A 17,637-nucleotide genomic window follows, 5' to 3' on the forward strand; every position below is an offset into this window, starting at 1 on the left:
GAGTCAGCCGGGGTGAAAAGCCCCGCCGGGCGTTGAGCGGCGGTGACGACGGTCCGAGACTGGGGGTGGCCGGGCGGCGTGAGGAGGAAGCCATGACGACGCGCGCGGTGGCGTTCTACCTGCCCCAGTTCCACCCCGTCCCCGAGAACGACGAATGGTGGGGGCCGGGGTTCACCGAGTGGACGAACGTGGCCCGTGCGCGCCGCCTCTACCCGGGGCACGTGCAGCCCCACCTGCCGGCGGACCTCGGCTTCTACGACCTCCGGGTGCCGGAGACGCGGGACGCGCAGGCCGAGCTCGCCCGCGCCCACGGCGTCGAGGCGTTCGCCTACTGGCACTACTGGTTCGGGAACGGGCGACGGATCCTCGAGCGCCCCTTCGCCGAGGTGCTCGCCTCGGGCCGGCCCGACCTGTCGTTCTGCCTCGCCTGGGCGAACCAGACCTGGAGCGGGATCTGGCACGGCGATGCCGACAGAGTCCTGGTGCGCCAGGACTACCCGGGCGACGAGGACCACGCCGCCCACTTCGAGACGGTCCTGCCGGCGTTCCGCGACCCACGCTACCTGCGGGTCGACGGCCGACCGGTGTTCTACGTCTTCCGTCCCGAGGAGCTGCCCGACGCCGGTCGGTTCGTCGACCTGTGGCAGTCGCTGGCCCGCCGCGCGGGCCTGGAGGGCCTCTACCTCGTCGCGGAGATGAGCGACATCGACGGCCGAGGCGTGCGCTACGACCGCGTCAAGGAGGACGGCTTCGACGCCGGCGTGTACATGCGCATGCCGGCCGGCAGGTCACGGCTCGACATGCTGCGCATGCGTGCCTACCGCAAGGTGGTGGGCGGCCCCGAGATCCACCCGTACTCGACGGCCTGGGACGAGCAGAACCGTACCGGCGACCTCGTCCAGCCGTGCGTGTACCCGAACTGGGACAACACGCCCCGCTCCGGACGGCGCGGCGTCGTGCTGCACGGCGCGACGCCGGCGAGGTTCCGCGAGAACGTGCGCCGGGCCGCCGCCTCCGTGGCGCACCGGCCGCCCGACGAACGGCTGCTGTGGGTCAAGTCCTGGAACGAGTGGGCCGAGGGCAACCACCTCGAGCCGGACCTGCGCCACGGGCACGGCTGGCTGGAGGCGTTGCGCGACGGGCTGCGGGAGGGGGAGGGGGGATGACCTCGACCCCACCGACCGCGGTGGAGACGCGGGACCCCGCGCCGAGCCGGCCGCTGCGCGTCGCGATGATCTCCTACTACCTGCCGAGCACCAGCAAGCAGGGCGTCGGCTACCAGGTGCACGAGCTCGCCACGGAGCTCGTGCGGCGCGGCCACGACGTGGACGTGATCAGCGAGTGCCCGCCCGTCGCCGGAGCGGTCTACGGCCACCGGCACGTCGAGCTGTCCGGTTCCCTGCGCACCTTCCGGTTCGCCGCGGCGGTGCGTCGCCTCGACCTGTCGGGGTACGACGTCGTGCACGCGCACGGGGACGACTACTGGATGTGGCGGCGTCGGACGGACCGGCACGTGCGCACGCTGCACGGCTCCTGCTTCGAGGAGGCCCGCCGGATCCGTGGGCTCAAGGAACGCACCCGCATGGTGCTGCTCGGGATGTCCGAGGTCCTGGCCAGCGTCGTGGCCGACCACACGGTCGTCGTCTCGCCCGGCACGCGGCGCTGGTACCCGTGGGTGCGCGACGTGGTGCCCAACGGCATCGACCTGCACCGCTTCCGCCCGGGGACCGGGGCGGGGGAGCGGACCCCGCACCCCGTCGTGCTGTTCGTCGGAGCCTGGGTCGGTCGGAAGAACGGCGACGAGCTGGCCCGGCAGTTCGTCGCGCAGGTGCGTCCGCGCCACCCCGAGGCGGAGCTGTGGATGGTCTCCCGCGACGTCCCCGAGGACGCCGGCCCGGGCGTCCGGGCGCTCGGCGCGCTGGACGACGCGCAGCTGGCCGATGCCTACCGGCGGGCCTGGGTCTTCTGCCTGCCGTCCGACTACGAAGGGTTCGGCATCCCGTACGTCGAGGCGATGGCGAGCGGCGTGCCGGTGGTCGCCACCCCGAACGTCGGGGCCCGCTACGTCAGCGACGAGGGTCGTGCGGCCCTGCTGACGCCGCTCGACGGTGTCGGTGCGGCACTGGCCGACCTGCTGGGCGACGCGAGCCGGCGGGCCGCGCTCGCCGAGGCCGGCGCGGCGAGGGCGCAGGACTTCTCGCTCGCCCGCACCGTCGACCGGTACGAGGAGCTCTACCGCAGCACGGTGTGACCACCGGCGTTCGGCCCCGCGGACGACGACGGTCACGGGGGTCTGCTGCGGCCACGGGCCGCCGCCGCTCGGGCGACCAGAACCGCCGCGGAGCTGACGGCAGCGACCAGCAGCACCGAACCGACGACGTCGCTCGGTCGATGGGTGTGGGTCACGACCGAACCGAGAGCCGTGGCGAGGAGCACGACGGCGGCGAGCACCAGGGCCGTCCGGGGCACGGGGCGCCGCGGCCACAGCAGCAGCACCGCCACGAGCAGGCTCGCCGACGCGGCGACGTGGCCGCTGGGGAACGTGTTGACGACGGCGTCGCCGTCCAGCGGGGTCCCGCCCGGTGGCCGGGGGAGCCGCTCGCGCAGGAGACGCGCCAGGACCACAGAGACCGCGACGACCGACGACGCCGCCACCACCGGTGCGACGCGGCGATGCACCAGGGCGACGACGGCGAGCACCACCGACGTCGCGGCGAGCACGAGCGGGAACGTCGAGCGCAGGAAGGCCCCGACGGGCTGGAGCCCGGCGAGCTCGCGGACGGTCCAGACCCGCACGTGCTCGTCGGCCGCGCGCCCGTCCGGGGTGTGGACCGAGACCAGGAACAGGGCCGCGAGGACGGCGGCGCTCACCAGGAGGAGCCCGAGCAGCAGGAGCTGCTCGGACCTGGTCCCGCCGGGGAGTGTGGCGCGCGTCGGTGACATCGGTCTCCGTTGGTCGTGGGTCGATCATGCCGCGCGTGCCGGGGCTCGCGAACGATCTGCGGGGGTGAAACGGGCAGGACCGGACGTCGACCGGGGAATTCTTGGGTGCCTTGGCACTGCAGCGCGGAGGGCCTGTGTCGTCGGGCGTAATCTAGGACGGTCAGCCCGCACGCCCCGTCCCGGGGCGAGGTGGGCCCGTCGCCGTGCGCCCGAAGGATCTCCATGAATCTCACCGGCATCGTCCCTGCTCTGCTCGCCGACCCCGGCGCCGCCGCCGCGCTCGAGGCCGTCGGGAGCGGTGGCGAGGTCGACATCGTCGGGCCGAAGGGTGTCCGGGCCCCGCTGCTCGCCGCGGCGGCCGAGCAGCGCCCCCTGGTCGTGGTCACCGCGACCGGCCGCGACGCGGACGAGACGGCAGCGGCGCTGCGTGCCTACCTGCCGGACGAGCGGTCCGACGCCGTCGCGGTGCTGCCCGCCTGGGAGACGCTGCCGCACGAGCGGCTCTCGCCCCGTGCCGACACCGTGGCCCGGCGCCTCGCCGTGTTCCGTCGGCTCGCGCACCCGGACGAGACCGGGCCGACCGGTCCGGTCGACGTGCTGGTGATGCCGGTCCGTGCGCTGCTGCAGCCCGTCGTGGAGGGGCTCGGCGAGCTGGTGCCCGTCGAGCTGCACACGGGGCAGGAGGCGGACCTCACCGCGGTGGGCGACGCCCTGGTCGCCGCCGCCTACACCCGTGTCGACATGGTGGAGCGCCGGGGCGAGTTCGCTGTGCGCGGCGGCATCCTCGACGTCTTCCCGCCGACGGAGGACCACCCGCTGCGCATCGAGTTCTGGGGCGACGAGATCAGCGAGATCCGGTGGTTCGCCGTGGCCGACCAGCGCTCCCTGGAGATCGCCGAGCACGGGCTCTGGGCGCCGCCGTGCCGGGAGATCCTGCTCTCCGACGCCGTGCGGGAGCGCGCGGCCGGGCTCGTCGAGCAGCTCCCCGGCGCCACGGACATGCTGGACAAGCTCGCCGCCGGCGTGGCCGTCGAGGGCATGGAGTCCCTCGCCCCGGTGCTCGTCGACCGGATGGTGCCGGTGCTCGACCTGGTCCGTGACGACGCGCTGCTGGTCCTCGACGAGCCCGAGCGGGTCCGGCGTCGTGCCCACGACCTGGTGGCCACGACCGAGGAGTTCCTCGCCGCGGCGTGGACCGGGGCCGTGGCGGGTGCCGACGCCCCGATCGACCTGTCCGCCGCGTCGTTCGCCACCTTCGCCGAGACCCGCGAGGTCGCCGCGCGGCGCGGGCTCGGCTGGTGGACGCTGTCGGCGTTCTCCCTCGACGCGGCCGAGGTGTCCGACGACGAGGTCCCGGCGGTCACCACGGACGACGGCGGCACCACGGTGACGATCGCGGCCCGCGACGTCGAGTCCTACCGCGGCGACGTCGCCCGGGCGCTCGACGACGTCCAGGGCCTGCAGAAGGCCGGGTGGCGCCTCGTGCTCACCACCGAGGGCCCCGGCCCGGCCAAGCGCATGGTCGAGCAGCTCGGCGCCGCCGACACCGCGGCCCGGCTGTCCACGGACCTGGCGGCCGAGCCCGAGGGCGGCGTCGTGCACGTGGTGCCGGCGCTGGTCGGCAAGGGCTTCGTGGTCCCCGAGCTGCGGCTCGCGGTGTTCAGCGAGGCCGACCTCACCGGTCGGCAGGGTTCCTCGACCCGCGACATGCGCAAGATGCCCTCGCGTCGGCGGAACGTCGTCGATCCCCTGCAGCTGCAGGCCGGCGACTTCGTCGTCCACGAGCAGCACGGGGTCGGCCGGTTCGTCGAGATGGTGCAGCGCACGCTCGGTGCCGGGGCGAACCGGGCCACCCGCGAGTACCTCGTCATCGAGTACGCCTCGTCCAAGCGGGGGCACCCGGGCGACCGGCTGTTCGTGCCGATGGACCAGCTCGACCAGGTCACGAAGTACACCGGCGGCGAGTCACCGAGCCTGAACAAGATGGGCGGTGCCGACTGGAAGAACACCAAGGCGCGCGCCCGCAAGCACGTGCGCGAGATCGCCGGCGAGCTCATCCGCCTGTACTCGGCGCGCCAGGCCACCGCGGGGCACGCCTTCGGCCCGGACACGCCGTGGCAGCGCGAGCTGGAGGACGCCTTCGCCTACGTCGAGACGCCGGACCAGCTCGTCACGATCGACGAGGTCAAGGCCGACATGGAGAAGACCGTCCCCATGGACCGGCTGATCTGCGGCGACGTCGGCTACGGCAAGACGGAGATCGCGATCCGCGCGGCGTTCAAGGCGGTGCAGGACGGCAAGCAGGTCGCCGTGCTGGTGCCCACGACGCTGCTCGTCCAGCAGCACTTCGACACCTTCTCCGAGCGGTACGCGGGCTTCCCGGTGAACGTGCGTGCCCTGTCGCGGTTCCAGAGCACCAAGGAGTCCGAGGAGACGGTCCAGGGGCTCAAGGACGGGTCCGTCGACATCGTCATCGGCACCCACCGGCTCCTCACCGGCTCGGTCACCTTCAAGAGCCTGGGCCTGGTGATCGTCGACGAGGAGCAGCGGTTCGGCGTCGAGCACAAGGAGACGCTCAAGCAGCTGCGCACCAACGTCGACGTGCTGGCGATGTCGGCGACGCCGATCCCGCGCACCCTCGAGATGGCCGTCACCGGGATCCGGGAGATGTCCACGCTCGCCACACCCCCGGAGGAGCGCCACCCGGTGCTCACCTACGTCGGGGCGTACGAGGAGCGGCAGATCGCCGCCGCCGTGCGCCGCGAGCTCCTGCGCGAGGGCCAGGTCTTCTACATCCACAACAAGGTCGAGTCGATCGATCGCACCGCGGCCAAGATCCGCGAGCTCGTGCCGGAGGCCCGCGTCGGCGTCGCGCACGGCAAGATGAGCGAGAACCAGCTCGACCAGATCATCCGCGCCTTCTGGGAGCGGGAGGTCGACGTGCTCGTGTGCACGACGATCGTCGAGACCGGTCTGGACATCTCCAACGCCAACACCCTGGTCCTGGAGCGTGCCGACACCTTCGGGCTCTCCCAGCTCCACCAGTTGCGCGGACGGGTCGGCCGCGGTCGCGAGCGCGCCTACGCCTACTTCCTGTACCCGCCGGAGCGGCCCCTGACCGAGACGGCCCACGACCGGCTCGCGACCATGGCGGCGAACACCGACCTCGGGGCCGGCATGCAGATCGCGATGAAGGACCTGGAGATCCGCGGGGCCGGCAACCTGCTCGGCGGCGAGCAGTCCGGGCACATCGCCGGCGTCGGGTTCGACCTGTACGTGCGCATGGTCGGCGAGGCCGTGCGGGCCTTCAAGGGCGAGGGGGACGCCGAGGAGCCGGAGATCACCATCGAGCTGCCCGTGGACGCCCACCTGCCGGAGACGTACATCGCCACCGAGCGCCTGCGCCTCGAGGCGTACAAGAAGATCGCCGCCGCCCAGGACTCGGCGGCCCTGGCCGAGGTGCGGGCCGAGCTGACGGACCGGTACGGGGCGCTGCCCGAGCCGACCGAGTCGCTGTTCTGGGTCGCCGAGTTCCGCAACCACGCCCGTCGCGCCGGGCTCACGGACGTCACCGCCCAGGGCAAGTACATCCGTTTCGCGCCGCTGGACCTCGCCGAGTCGGCCCAGATGAGGCTCAAGCGGCTCTACCCGGGCACCGTCCTCAAGCCCGGCATCCGCGCCGCTCTGGTGCCCTTCCCGACGACGGCGCGCATCGGCGGCAAGCCGCTGCGCGGTGCGGCACTGCTGGACTGGGCCCGCCAGCTGATCGACGCCGTCGTGCTCGGGGAGGTGTCCGCCGCGGCGGCGGCCGGGACCGCGTCACGCTGACGGCTCGGGGTCGTCGCGCACCCGGTCCACCACCCGGGTGAAATCCGCCCGCGCGGTGTCCTGACCGCCCCCGCCGCGTCATGCTCGGCTCGTGGCACTTGCGAGACGACGCTCGGCGGCCGGTCCGGCCCCGTCTCTGCGCCCCGTGGCACGGCTGCTGCTCGATGCGGCCTTCGACCGTCCGGCGCAGCGCTCCGCCGCACTCGACCGTGCGACGGGGAGCGAGATCTGGGAGGCCGGCCGGCTGCACCGGGTCACGCCGGCGATCGCCCGTGCCGTGCGCGGCTGGGACGAGCTGCCCGACGGATGGGCTCCGGCGCTCCGGTCGGCACGGGAGCGGCAGCTGCTCCGGCACCTCCAGGCCCTGGAGGACCTGAAGGGCATCGGCGCGGCCCTGGACCGGGCGGGCATCGCGTGGGCCGCGGTCAAGGGGGCGACCCTCGCCTCGGTCGTCTGGCCGCACGCCGACATGCGCGAGTACTTCGACCTCGACCTCCTCGTCCAGCCGGCGGCGTTCCGCGACGCGGTCCGGATCGTCGAGGACGTCGGTGGTCGGCTGCTCGACCGGAACTGGCCGGCCCTGCGCTCCTCCCGACGCGGCGAGCTGGCCATGGTCGGCCGCCACGGCACGCACGTCGACGTGCACTGGCACCTGGCCGTCGCGCCGTCGGTCCGCCGTGCTTTCCCCCTCGACGTCGACGCGATGCTGGCGCGGCGGCGACGGCGCGAGCTGTCCGGGATCTCCGTCCCGATGCTCGACGCCGAGGACCAGGCGCTGCACGTCGCCGTGCACGCCGCACAGGCGGGGGCGAACCGGCTGATGTGGCTCGCCGACGCCTACTACGTCACGGCCGACGTCGCGTGGGACGAGCTCGCACGGCGCAGCAGAGCGGCGCGCGCATCCGTGCCGGTCGCGCTGGTCCTGGACCGTGCCTACCGTGTCGCCGGGCACGACGGCGTCGGCTGCGAGGAGCTGGCCGGCGTCGCCTCGAACGCCTGGGGACGGCTGGCCCGCTCCCGCGACGCCAGGCACCCGTTCCCGGGGCTGCCCGGCGACGCCCGGCTCGGCGGCGGTGTGTACGCGGCCGCGAGACCGTCCGCCGCCGTGAGCGCGGGCCAGCTGGCCGCCAAGCACGTGCAGGCGCGACTCATCGGATGGCGGCACCGGGCCGGACGGGACGCGGTCCGGCCGCTCCAGGAGGACGTGCCCGATGTCGCGGCCCGCGAGGCCTACTTCGCCACGGCCGTGAGCGGAGGCCGACGATGAGCAGGACCGGACCGACCCGGTCGAAGCGCCCGGGGCGCCGTGTCACCGAGCTCGTGCGCCGCTCGACCCGGCTCGTCTGGTCCTGCAGCCCGCGGCTGTTCGTCGCCATGGTGGGCCTGCAGATCCTGGCCGCCGCCGCACTCGGCCTGCAGGTCCTCGTCGTGGCGCAGGTGCTGGAGCGCATCCTCGATCTCCCCGACGCCGGTGTGACCACGGCGCTGGTGTGGTCCGTCGTGGCGCTCGCGGTCCTCATGGCGCTGGGCTCCGTCGTCGGGGTGGCGCAGGGCAGCGTGCGACGACTGCTCGGCGAGCTCGTCGCCCGGTCGATGAACGAACGCGTGCAGGACGTGGCGACCACGGTGCCGCTGCGAAACTTCGAGTCGCCGGAGTTCTTCGAGACTCTCCAACGGGTCCGGCAGAGCGCCGCGACCCGACCCTTCCAGGTCACCCAGGGTCTCTTCACCGTCATCGGGACGCTCGTGTCGTCGATCGGTGTCGGCGCCGCGCTCGTCGCGCTGTACCCGTGGTTGCTGCCGCTGCTCGCGGTCGGAGCCGTGCCGGTGCTCCTGACCAGCCGGCGCGAGAGCGCGCTGGAGTTCCGCTTCACGGTGGCGCAGACCACCAACCAGCGCGAACGCATGTACGTCAACTTCGTGCAGACGAACCGCGACGAGGCCAAGGAGATCCGCGCGTTCCAGGTGTCCACCTGGCTGCGCGACCGGTACCGCACCCTGTACGACACCTACCTCGAGGCGCTGCGCAAGCACCTCCTGCGCCGCCTGCGGCTGTCGACCCTCGGCCAGGTGCTCTCGGGCGTCGTGCTCGCCGGGACGCTGCTCGTGCTGGTGGTCCTCATTGCGAACGGGGAGGTCGGGATCGCGGACGCCGGTGCGGCGATCGTCGGCATCCGGGTCCTGCAGGGGCAGTTCCAGGGACTGGTCGGCGGTGTCCAGCAGGTCCACGAGTCCGGCCTCTACCTCGACGACCTGCAGTCGTTCCTCCGCCACCACGCGCGGCAGGAGGCGACCGCGCCGGACCGGCGCGACAGTGCCCCCCCGTTCGCCGGGGCGCGCATCCAGGACGTGTCCTTCCGATATCCGGGGGCGACGACGGACGCGCTGACGGACGTGTCGATCGCGGTCGGTCCCGGTGAGGTCGTCGCCGTCGTGGGGGAGAACGGCTCCGGCAAGACCACGGCGGCGAAGGTCCTCGCCGGCCTCTACGACCCGGACACCGGTCACGCGATGTGGGGGGACCGACCGTACGGCACGCTGGTCGACGCCGACCTGCGGAGCCGGATCGCCGTGATCTTCCAGGACTTCGTCCGGTACGCCTTCTCCGCATCCGAGAACATCGCGCTCGACGACGCCGGCGCGGACGCCCGCCGCGACGAGCTCGGGCGGGACGACGTCCGTGCCGCGGCTCGTGCCGCCGGGGTGGACGGCGCGCTGGCACGCCTGCCGCACGGGTACGCGACGCGCCTGTCGCGGATGTTCGACGACAGCGCCGACCTCTCGGGCGGGCAGTGGCAGCGGCTCGCCATCGCCCGGGCGTTCTACCGGGACGCCGACCTGGTGATCCTCGACGAGCCGTCGGCGGCCCTGGACCCGCGGGCCGAGCACGACCTCTTCTCCTCGCTCCGCCGGACCTTGCACGGTCGGTCCGCGCTGTTCGTCTCGCACCGGTTCGCGACCGTGCGAGGGGCCGACCGGATCTACGTCATGTCCTCCGGCCGGGTCGTCGAGTCCGGCACCCACGAGCAGCTCATGGCCCACCGCGGGCTCTACGCCGAGCTGTTCGATCTTCAGGCGGGCGCGTACTTCCCCGACGGCTGGTCCAGCTCGACCCCGTGAGGACCGAGGGCCGCGACCAGCTCGGCACCCAGGCCGTCGCGGAACGGCGGGCCCCACGGCACGCGAGCGGTGACGACGGGGACGCGGGCCACGAGAGCGGACACCCGGGCGAGCTGCCGTGCGGCGACGCCGGTGTCCTGCCAGCCCAGGAGACGGGGGTAGCTGAGCACGAGGAGCGCTGCGGCCGCGCCGCGCACCGGGACGACCTCCAGCTCGTCCCGGTCGCGCTCGGGCAGCGGGACGACGAGAGCACGGACCGGCACGGCGTCGCTCGCGGCACGCCCGGGGGCGAGGAGGTCTCGGTCGTCGGCACTGCGCCCTCGTCCGGGCGAGCCGGTGCCGAACCGCCCTGCCAACGTCTCGGCGCCCTTGCGGAGCCGGAGCTGGGTGGCGCCGAGCCGGGCGACGTGGTCGTCTCCCGCCGGGTCGATCCGGAGCACGTCGTCGGTGACGAGGGCGCCCCCCTCGGCGCAGAGCAAGGCCGCCATCGTGCTCTTGCCCATGCCGGACCGCCCCACGAAGCCGACGACACCGTCGCCGACCTGGACGGCGCTGGCGTGCAGGACGGCGTGGCCGCGCAGGTAGAGCTGGAAGGCCAGGAGGGCGCCGGAGGCGAGCACGTGCGCGACGCCGGGATCCGCGCCGTCGGTCACGTGCAGGACCACGTCCTCCAGGTCGTGGCCGAGCACGAACTCGCAGGTTCCGTAGAACCGCAGGTGGTAGCCGTCGCCGGTGCGCGTCGCGGTGTACCAGGGCCGGTCGGGACTCGCGTGGTGCAGCAGGACGTGACCGGGCGGGGCGTCCGTCGTCGCGGGGACGTCCGCGCCACGACGGACGCGGACGGTCCCGTCGGTCGTGAGGCGGCCGGACCGCGTCGGCATCGGGACCTCGCTGTCCACGGCGAGCCCGTACAGGGCGGCGGACGAGGTCATGCGGCGTTCCCGCTCGGTCGGCCGAGCTCGAGGTACCGGTCGGCGAGGCCCTCCGGGTCGAGGTCGGCCCCGTCGACCCGCAACCAGGCGTGCGCAGCGATCCGGTCGCCCACGCGGCGTACTCCCAGCACGATCTCGGGGTCGCGGGCGCGCAGCGTGCGGCCCAGGACCAGCGCCGAGCGCAGGCAGGTGCCGTTCACCGCGCGCAGCCGCAGGACGCGGCGTGCGACACGCAGCGCCCGCAGCTCGCGACCGGTGAGCCGGCTGGTGTCGAGCGTGGTCCGGGCCGCGGTGCTCGACGGTCCGCTCAGCCGGACACCCAGGACGACGCAGGTGCGACGGAGGCCGAGCGTCCGCAGCCCGGTCTCGGCGACGACGTAGACGGCGGCCGACCGTGCCGCGAGCACGATGCCGCTGACGGTGCGTCGGAGGTTCATGCCGCCTCCTCGGCCGGGAGGCACGCCTGGCCGGCGAGCCACGCCGACTGGAGCAGCAGGCTCGTCGGCCCCGGGACCCGGGCGCTCAGCCAGGCGCGCCGCAGCGCGTCGGCGTCGACGAGGTCGTGCGGGACGCCGCTCCCGTCCCACCTCCGGGCGAACTCCCGGGTCGCCTCGCCGAGGAAGGCGTGGGTGAACGTGGCCTTCGACGTCCGGGCGAGCAGGGCGTCGGGCAGGGCGCCGGCAAAGACGGCTCGCATCCCCTCCGTGCGGGAGGAGAAGCCCGTCGGGTGGTGCCGCGCGAGGGCGTCGAGGAACTCGGGGTCGAGCAACGGGTGGGACACGGTGGCCTCGTGCTCGGCCGCGAGCGCGGAGTAGTTCCGGCGGAACTCGGTGACGCTCCGTCGCCGCGCGACCCAGCGGAGCGAGGCGCCGAACGCCAAGGGTTCTGCGACGTCGTCCGTGCACACGCGCTCGACCAGGTCGTCGTAGACGGCGGGGCGCAGCCAGGGCAGCGCGACCGTCATCCGCAGGTGCCGACGTCGGCTGCGCGCGGGCGACACGGCAGCCAGTGCGGCGCGGCGCGGGCTGCCGGCGGCCAGGGGATGGCGGGCGGTCCGGCGGACGGGACGCAGACGGCGGTCGCCGAAGACCTCGTCGCCGCCTTCGCCGGTGAGGATCGCGCCGCCGGCGCACCGCTCCAGGAGCGGCTCGTGGGTGTGGAGCGTGGCCGGCCAGAGCAGGCCGTGGCGCCGGAGGCTCGCCTGCGCGACGGGTCCGAGCAGGTCGTGCTCGACGGTGACCGGCAATCGCCACCACTCCTGCAGGCCCAGGTGATCGACGACCGAGCGTTGCCACGCCGACTCGTCGGTCTCCGGGACGCCCGGGTAGACGAACGTCACGGGGATCGGGGCCCTCGTGCCCGCCAGGTGCGCGGCGTGCGTCGCTGCCGCCAGGACCGCGGAGGAGTCGCGGCCGCCCGAGAACGCCACGAAGACCTGGCGGTCGCCGGCCGTGCGCGCGACGACGTGGGCCAGGGCCCCGATCGGGCGCGCCGTGGCCTGTCGGTGAGCAGGCGGGGCGACGAGGCCGGGCAACCAGCCCCACGCGATCTCGTGGGTGGTGGGGCGGTAGGTGTCACGGCTCATGGTGTCGTGCGACGCGTCGGCGGCACCCACGGGGGGACCGCGGGTGCCGCCGACGGATCTCTCGACGCCTCAGGAGAGGCCGCCGTCTTCCTTGTCGCCACGGAACAGGTGGCCGTCGTAGTCGAGGGCGAACTGGCCCTCGAGGGTGAGCCCGGCGACCGTGCCGACCTCGCGGATGCTGGGTGCCTCGTACATGGGTGTGCCTCTCCGTTGTGGTGCGCGACGGTTTCAGTATTCGCACGGGGCCGCCCCGCCCGCATCGAGACCCAGGGGTGAAATCTCCCCGCGACCGGGTGAAGAGCGTCCGGTGGGGATGAAATCTCCGCTCCGCGCGGTGGGCTGCCGGCGCCGATGATTGGATGCCCGAGGACCACCAGGAGGGGGAGAGGCATGCGGCTTCGCACCGACGGCGTCACGTGGCAGGAGATCGACGGGGAGCTCGTCCTGCTCGACCTCGCCTCGTCGACCTACCTGACGACGAACCGTGCCGGCACGCTGCTCGCGCAGGCGCTCGTCGACGGCGCCGACACCGGCGAGCTCGCGACGGCGCTCGTGGAGGAGTTCGACATCGACGAAGAGCGGGCGCGGCACGACGCGGCCGCGTTCGTGGACGAGCTCCGCCGTCGGAGTCTCCTGGTCGAGTAGCCCACCGGCTCGTCGGTCGAGCGGACGCCGTGCGTCCTAGGCTGTCGCCATGCCCACGACGGAGCGGGTCGTCATCCACGTCGTCGCGGACTCCACCGGTGACACCGGTGCCCGCGTCGGTCGTGCCGTGCAGGCGCAGTACCCCGACCTCGACGTCGTGGTGGTGCGCCATCCCCGCCTGCACAGCCAGGAGGGGCTCGACGACGTCGTCGAGCAGCTGCGCGCGGATCCGGACCCTGCCGTCGTCTTCTGCACCGTGGTGGACGAGGTGCTGCACGGGCAGGTGATCGACCGGTGCGCCGAGCTCGAGATCCCGTGCGCCGACCTGCTCACCCCGGCGCTGGACGCCGTCACCGCGCGCACGGGCGCCGAGCCGGCGCGCCTGGTGCAGCCGGTCGGGCTCGCGGCGGACTACTTCGAGCGCATCCACGCGATGGAGTTCGCGATCGCCAACGACGACGGCCACGCCACGCCGGAGGGCCTCGCCGAGGCGCAGATCGTGCTGGTCGGGGCCTCGCGCACCGGCAAGACGCCGCTGTCGATGTACCTCGGCTACCTCGGGTACCGCACCGCGAACATCCCGCTGGTCGCCGGCGTCCCGCCGCCTCCGGAGCTGTTCCGGATCGACCCCTGGAAGGTCGTGGGGCTGACGATCGACCCGGAGCGGCTGGTGACCATCCGTCGTCGGCGGGTGGACCTGATGGGAGCCGGCCGGCAGGACGCCGGGCGCCTGGGCGGGTACGCCGACCTGGCCCGCATCGTCGACGAGCTCGACGACATCACCCAGGTCCAGCGGCGGCTCGGCTGCCCGGTGCTCGACACCACCACGCTGGCCCTCGAGGAGGCGGCCGGACGGATCATCGACCTCGTGACAGCACGGCGCCGCGCCCGTACAGTCCTGTCCGAGCACGTCGACGGGCGGAGCGACCCCCTTCCGCCCGGAGCCGAGACGGAGGCGAGGGAGCCATGACCGCACAGGTACGCACCGACGAGCGATCCACCACGCACGAGGACCACCGTCTCGTGTACGACCTGTCCGAAGGCACCGCGGCGATGAGACCGCTGCTCGGCGGCAAGGGCGCCGGGGTGGCCGAGATGATCCGCATCGGTGTCCCGGTGCCCGACGGTTTCACCGTCACCACCGAGGCCTGCGTCGTCACGATGGAGGCCGGCGGCACCTGGCCCGAGCAGCTGTGGGACGAGATCCTCGCCCACCTGGACGCGCTGGAGCAGCGCACCGGCCGGCGTCTGGGGGCCGCGGAGCGCCCGCTGCTGGTCTCGGTCCGCTCGGGCGCGGTGATGTCGATGCCCGGCATGATGGACACGATCCTCAATCTCGGGATCTCCGACGAGTCCGTCGTCGGGCTGGCCGAGGAGTCCGGCAACCCGCGGTTCGCCTGGGACTGCTACCGGCGCTTCCTGCAGATGTACGGCGAGGTCGTCGAGGGGGTGCCGGGGCACGCCTTCGAGGACGAGATCTCGGCGCTCAAGTCGCGCCGCGGGATCGAGCTGGACACCGACCTGACGGTCTCCGACCTCCAGGAGCTCGTCGAGACCTTCCGCACCGTCGCGCTGCGGCACACCGGGCAGGGCCTGCCCACGGACCCGCGCGAGCAGCTGCGCCGGTCCGTGCAGGCCGTGTTCTCCTCCTGGGACACGCCGCGGGCGCGGGTCTACCGCCGGGCGCACGACATCTCCGACGACCTCGGCACCGCGGTCAACGTCATGCAGATGGTGTTCGGCAACCGCGGGGACGGCTCGGCCACGGGGGTGTGCTTCACCCGCAACCCCTCCACCGGGGCCAAGGAGCTCTACGGGGAGTTCCTCGTGAACGCCCAGGGCGAGGACGTCGTCGCCGGCATCCGCACGCCCCTGCCGCTGGCGGAGATGGAGCACGTGCTCCCGGACGCCTACCGCGAGCTGCTCGACACGATGCACCGGCTCGAGCAGCACTACGGCGACATGCAGGACATCGAGTTCACCGTCGACGACGGGACGCTGTACCTGCTGCAGACCCGCACGGGCAAGCGCACCGCCGCGGCGGCGCTGAAGGTCGCCCGGGACCTCGTGGCCGAGGACGTCATCGACACCGCGACCGCGCTGCGCCGCATCGAGCCGGCCCAGCTCGACCAGCTCCTCCATCCCGGGCTCGACCCCGAGCACGGGCAGGAGCCGCTCACCCGAGGGCTCAACGCCTCGCCCGGCGCCGGCGTCGGCGCCGTCGTGTTCGACGCCGACACCGCGGCCGAGCGGGGCGAGGCCGGCGAGTCCGTGGTGCTCGTCCGCTGGGAGACGACGCCGGACGACATCCACGGGGTCATCGCGGCCCAGGGGGTGCTCACGGCGCACGGGGGCATGACGTCGCACGCCGCCGTCGTCGCGCGCGGCATGGGCAAGCCGTGCGTCGCCGGGGCGGGCGACCTGCAGATCGACGTCGAGGCCCGCACCCTGACCGTCGGGGACACCGTGCTCGCCGAGGGGGACACCGTCACCATCGACGGCACCACGGGCGAGGTGTACGCCGGGGCGCTGACGCTCGTGCCCCCGCAGATCACCGACGACTTCAGCGCCGTGCTCGCCTGGGCCGACGACGCGCGCCGGCTCGGCGTGCGGGCGAACGCCGACACCGGTCCGGACGCCGCCAAGGCCCGGGAGCTGGGTGCCGAGGGGATCGGGCTGTGCCGCACCGAGCACATGTTCATGGCGGCCGAGCGGCTGCCCGTCGTGCAGTCGATGATCCTCGCCGAGACGCCGGAGGACCGTGGCCACGCGCTGGAGCGGCTGCTGCCGATGCAGCAGGCCGACTTCGAGGAGATCTTCACCGCGATGAGCGGGCTGCCGGTCACGATCCGGCTCATCGACCCGCCGCTGCACGAGTTCCTGCCCGACCTCGTCGAGCAGTCCGTGCACGTCCAGCGGCTCGAGGACGCCGGCACCACCGGCCCCGAGCTCGACGACGCCCGCGAGCTGCTGGCGCACGTCAAGCGGCTCAGCGAGATGAACCCCATGCTGGGCACCCGGGGCGTGCGGCTCGCGCTGCTGTACCCGGAGATCGCCCGGATGCAGGTGCGCGCCGTCGCCCGGGCCGCGCTCGCGGTCCGCGAGCGCGGGCTGGACCCGCACGTCGAGATCATGGTGCCGCTGGTCGGGTTCGACGAGGAGCTGCGGCGCATGCGCGAGGTCGTCGAGACGACGTGGGCCGAGGAGGTCCCGGACGGCGGCGTGCCGCACACCGTCGGCACGATGATCGAGCTGCCGCGGGCGGCGCTGGTCGCCGACGCGATCGCCGAGCACGCCGACTTCTTCTCGTTCGGCACCAACGACCTGACCCAGACGACGGTCGGCATCTCGCGCGACGACGCCGAGGGCTCGTTCCTGGGTGCCTACGTCGACGCCGGGATCCTGGCCGCCAACCCGTTCGCGAGCATCGACGCCGACGGCGTCGGGGAGCTGGTCCGGATCGGGGTGCGCAAGGGCCGGTCGACGGAGCCCGGGCTCAAGACGGGCGTGTGCGGCGAGCACGGGGGAGACCCGGCGTCGATCGCGCTGTTCGACGAGATCGGGCTGGACTACGTCTCCTGCTCGCCGTACCGCGTGCCGATCGCGAGGCTCGCCGCCGCGCAGGTCGCCCTCGACCACCCCGCGAGGTAGGCAACTCTCCGGCCAGGTAGGCAACCCAGCCGCCAGGTAGGCAACCCCGCGGCGAGGTAGGCGGTGTTGCCTACCTCGCCACAGAGTTGCCTACCTCGGCCGACCCTGTGCTACCTGGGCGGAACGTTGCCTCCCTCGGCGGTCCCGTGCTCCCCGCGCGGGGCTCGCGGGAGGACCGGTCTCAGCCGGAGGGGCGCTCGCGGTCGGGGCGGTGCCCGGTCCCCAGCTCGCCCGCGATGCGCTGCTCGATCGCCGCGGTGGCGGCGTCGGGCAGGACGAGGATGCCCTCGAGCTCCTTCATGGCCCGGCGGTACGCGGACTGCCGTTCCGACGTCGTGGCCCCGGCGTCGTCGGCGATCGCGAGCAGCTTCTTCGCCCGGTCCACGGCGCGACGCTCCTCGGCCGAGAGGTCCGAGGCGCGTCGGCGCTTCGCCTCGCGCTCGGCGACGTCGAAGGTGAGCTGGTACTCGCGCACCGACTCCCGGTACCGGTCGAGCAGGCGGCGGTCGCGCAGCTCGGCGGGGTCGTCCGGACGCAGGTTCTCGGCGTCCCGGCGCGCGCGGTGGTAGTCGATCGTCACCTGCTCGCGCATGTCGGTCATGACGGGGAACTCGAGGACCTTGACCGCGTCGAGCTCGTAGTCGAGCCAGCGCCGCTCGGTCTCGGTGTGGGCGGCCAGTGTGCGCTCGATCTCGCCGGTCAGGGCCTCCTCGGACTCCGCAGCGGTCTTCTCGGCGCCGTACCGGAGGCGGTACATCTCGATCTTGTCCCGGCGTCGTCGCTCGTCCCAGCGGCGGACGCCGCCGGCCCAGCCGCCGACGATGCCGCTGAGCGGGAACACCAGCCACCAGTAGGAGCCGACGAAGTCCCAGAAGCCGTCCACCGTCCCCACGATAGTGCGGCCGACCGTGCTGTGGACTGACCACATCTCGG

14 protein-coding genes are annotated in these 17,637 nt (G+C 73.5%); 8 read left to right on the forward strand and 6 right to left on the reverse strand.

The window, feature by feature from the left end; genetic code table 11:
* The first annotated feature begins 92 nt into the window (after positions 1-92).
* Both V5O49_RS04800 and V5O49_RS04805 read left to right on the forward strand, forming a co-directional pair.
* Positions 93-1,166: a glycosyltransferase WbsX family protein gene (locus V5O49_RS04800; RefSeq protein ID WP_332901236.1), complete on the forward strand. Its 1,074-nt coding sequence runs from the start codon at positions 93-95 to the stop codon at positions 1,164-1,166.
* A complete protein-coding gene (locus V5O49_RS04805) occupies positions 1,163-2,251 on the forward strand; it encodes a glycosyltransferase family 4 protein (RefSeq protein ID WP_332901237.1) in 1,089 nt (362 codons plus the stop codon). The genes V5O49_RS04800 and V5O49_RS04805 overlap by 4 nt, the downstream gene beginning before the upstream one ends.
* Positions 2,252-2,283: 32 nt before the next feature.
* Here the strand turns inward: V5O49_RS04805 and V5O49_RS04810 are convergent, their stop codons facing one another.
* A complete protein-coding gene (locus V5O49_RS04810; protein ID WP_332901238.1) occupies positions 2,284-2,943 on the reverse strand; it encodes a phosphatase PAP2 family protein in 660 nt (219 codons plus the stop codon).
* A gap of 222 nt (positions 2,944-3,165) precedes the next feature.
* On the opposite strand from V5O49_RS04810, the gene mfd reads away from it, so the two are divergent.
* From mfd to V5O49_RS04825, 3 genes are all read left to right on the forward strand, one after another.
* The gene (gene mfd, locus V5O49_RS04815) at positions 3,166-6,771 is read left to right on the forward strand and encodes a transcription-repair coupling factor (RefSeq protein WP_332901239.1); all 3,606 of its coding nucleotides are present in this window, start codon (positions 3,166-3,168) and stop codon (positions 6,769-6,771) included.
* Between the two features lie 145 nt (positions 6,772-6,916).
* Positions 6,917-8,038 (forward strand): nucleotidyltransferase family protein, encoded by a 1,122-nt coding sequence (locus V5O49_RS04820; RefSeq protein WP_332901240.1) that lies wholly within the window; start codon positions 6,917-6,919, stop codon positions 8,036-8,038.
* Positions 8,035-9,891: an ABC transporter ATP-binding protein gene (locus V5O49_RS04825; RefSeq protein WP_332901241.1), complete on the forward strand. Its 1,857-nt coding sequence runs from the start codon at positions 8,035-8,037 to the stop codon at positions 9,889-9,891. Before V5O49_RS04820 ends, V5O49_RS04825 begins: the two co-directional genes overlap by 4 nt.
* On the opposite strand, the gene V5O49_RS04830 is transcribed toward V5O49_RS04825, so the two are convergent.
* From V5O49_RS04830 to V5O49_RS04845, 4 genes are all read right to left on the reverse strand, one after another.
* A complete protein-coding gene (locus V5O49_RS04830) occupies positions 9,843-10,823 on the reverse strand; it encodes a hypothetical protein (protein ID WP_332901242.1) in 981 nt (326 codons plus the stop codon). The two genes, V5O49_RS04825 and V5O49_RS04830, sit on opposite strands and share 49 nt — an antisense overlap.
* Positions 10,820-11,260: a lasso peptide biosynthesis B2 protein gene (locus tag V5O49_RS04835; protein WP_332901243.1), complete on the reverse strand. Its 441-nt coding sequence runs from the start codon at positions 11,258-11,260 to the stop codon at positions 10,820-10,822. The genes V5O49_RS04830 and V5O49_RS04835 overlap by 4 nt, the downstream gene beginning before the upstream one ends.
* Positions 11,257-12,408: an asparagine synthase-related protein gene (locus tag V5O49_RS04840; protein ID WP_332901244.1), complete on the reverse strand. Its 1,152-nt coding sequence runs from the start codon at positions 12,406-12,408 to the stop codon at positions 11,257-11,259. Before V5O49_RS04840 ends, V5O49_RS04835 begins: the two co-directional genes overlap by 4 nt.
* A gap of 69 nt (positions 12,409-12,477) precedes the next feature.
* Positions 12,478-12,603: a lasso RiPP family leader peptide-containing protein gene (locus tag V5O49_RS04845; RefSeq protein ID WP_278235233.1), complete on the reverse strand. Its 126-nt coding sequence runs from the start codon at positions 12,601-12,603 to the stop codon at positions 12,478-12,480.
* Between the two features lie 195 nt (positions 12,604-12,798).
* Between V5O49_RS04845 and V5O49_RS04850 the strand changes: the two genes are divergently transcribed.
* Genes V5O49_RS04850 through ppdK form a run of 3 tightly spaced genes read left to right on the forward strand, consistent with a single transcriptional unit; the run spans position 12,799 to position 16,704 of the window.
* Positions 12,799-13,053 (forward strand): PqqD family protein, encoded by a 255-nt coding sequence (locus V5O49_RS04850; RefSeq protein ID WP_332901245.1) that lies wholly within the window; start codon positions 12,799-12,801, stop codon positions 13,051-13,053.
* Positions 13,054-13,102: 49 nt separating this feature from the next.
* Positions 13,103-14,023, forward strand: coding sequence for a pyruvate, water dikinase regulatory protein (locus V5O49_RS04855; RefSeq protein ID WP_332901246.1), 921 nt, complete (start codon positions 13,103-13,105; stop codon positions 14,021-14,023).
* A complete protein-coding gene (ppdK, locus tag V5O49_RS04860) occupies positions 14,020-16,704 on the forward strand; it encodes a pyruvate, phosphate dikinase (protein ID WP_332901247.1) in 2,685 nt (894 codons plus the stop codon). The genes V5O49_RS04855 and ppdK overlap by 4 nt, the downstream gene beginning before the upstream one ends.
* Positions 16,705-16,885: 181 nt before the next feature.
* On the opposite strand, the gene V5O49_RS04865 is transcribed toward ppdK, so the two are convergent.
* Complete coding sequence (locus tag V5O49_RS04865; protein ID WP_332901248.1) at positions 16,886-17,587, reverse strand: hypothetical protein; 702 nt, start codon at positions 17,585-17,587, stop codon at positions 16,886-16,888.
* Between the last annotated feature and the right edge of the window lie 50 nt (positions 17,588-17,637).

Source organism: Isoptericola haloaureus (genome assembly GCF_036689775.1).
GTDB classification, from domain to species: domain Bacteria; phylum Actinomycetota; class Actinomycetes; order Actinomycetales; family Cellulomonadaceae; genus Isoptericola; species Isoptericola haloaureus.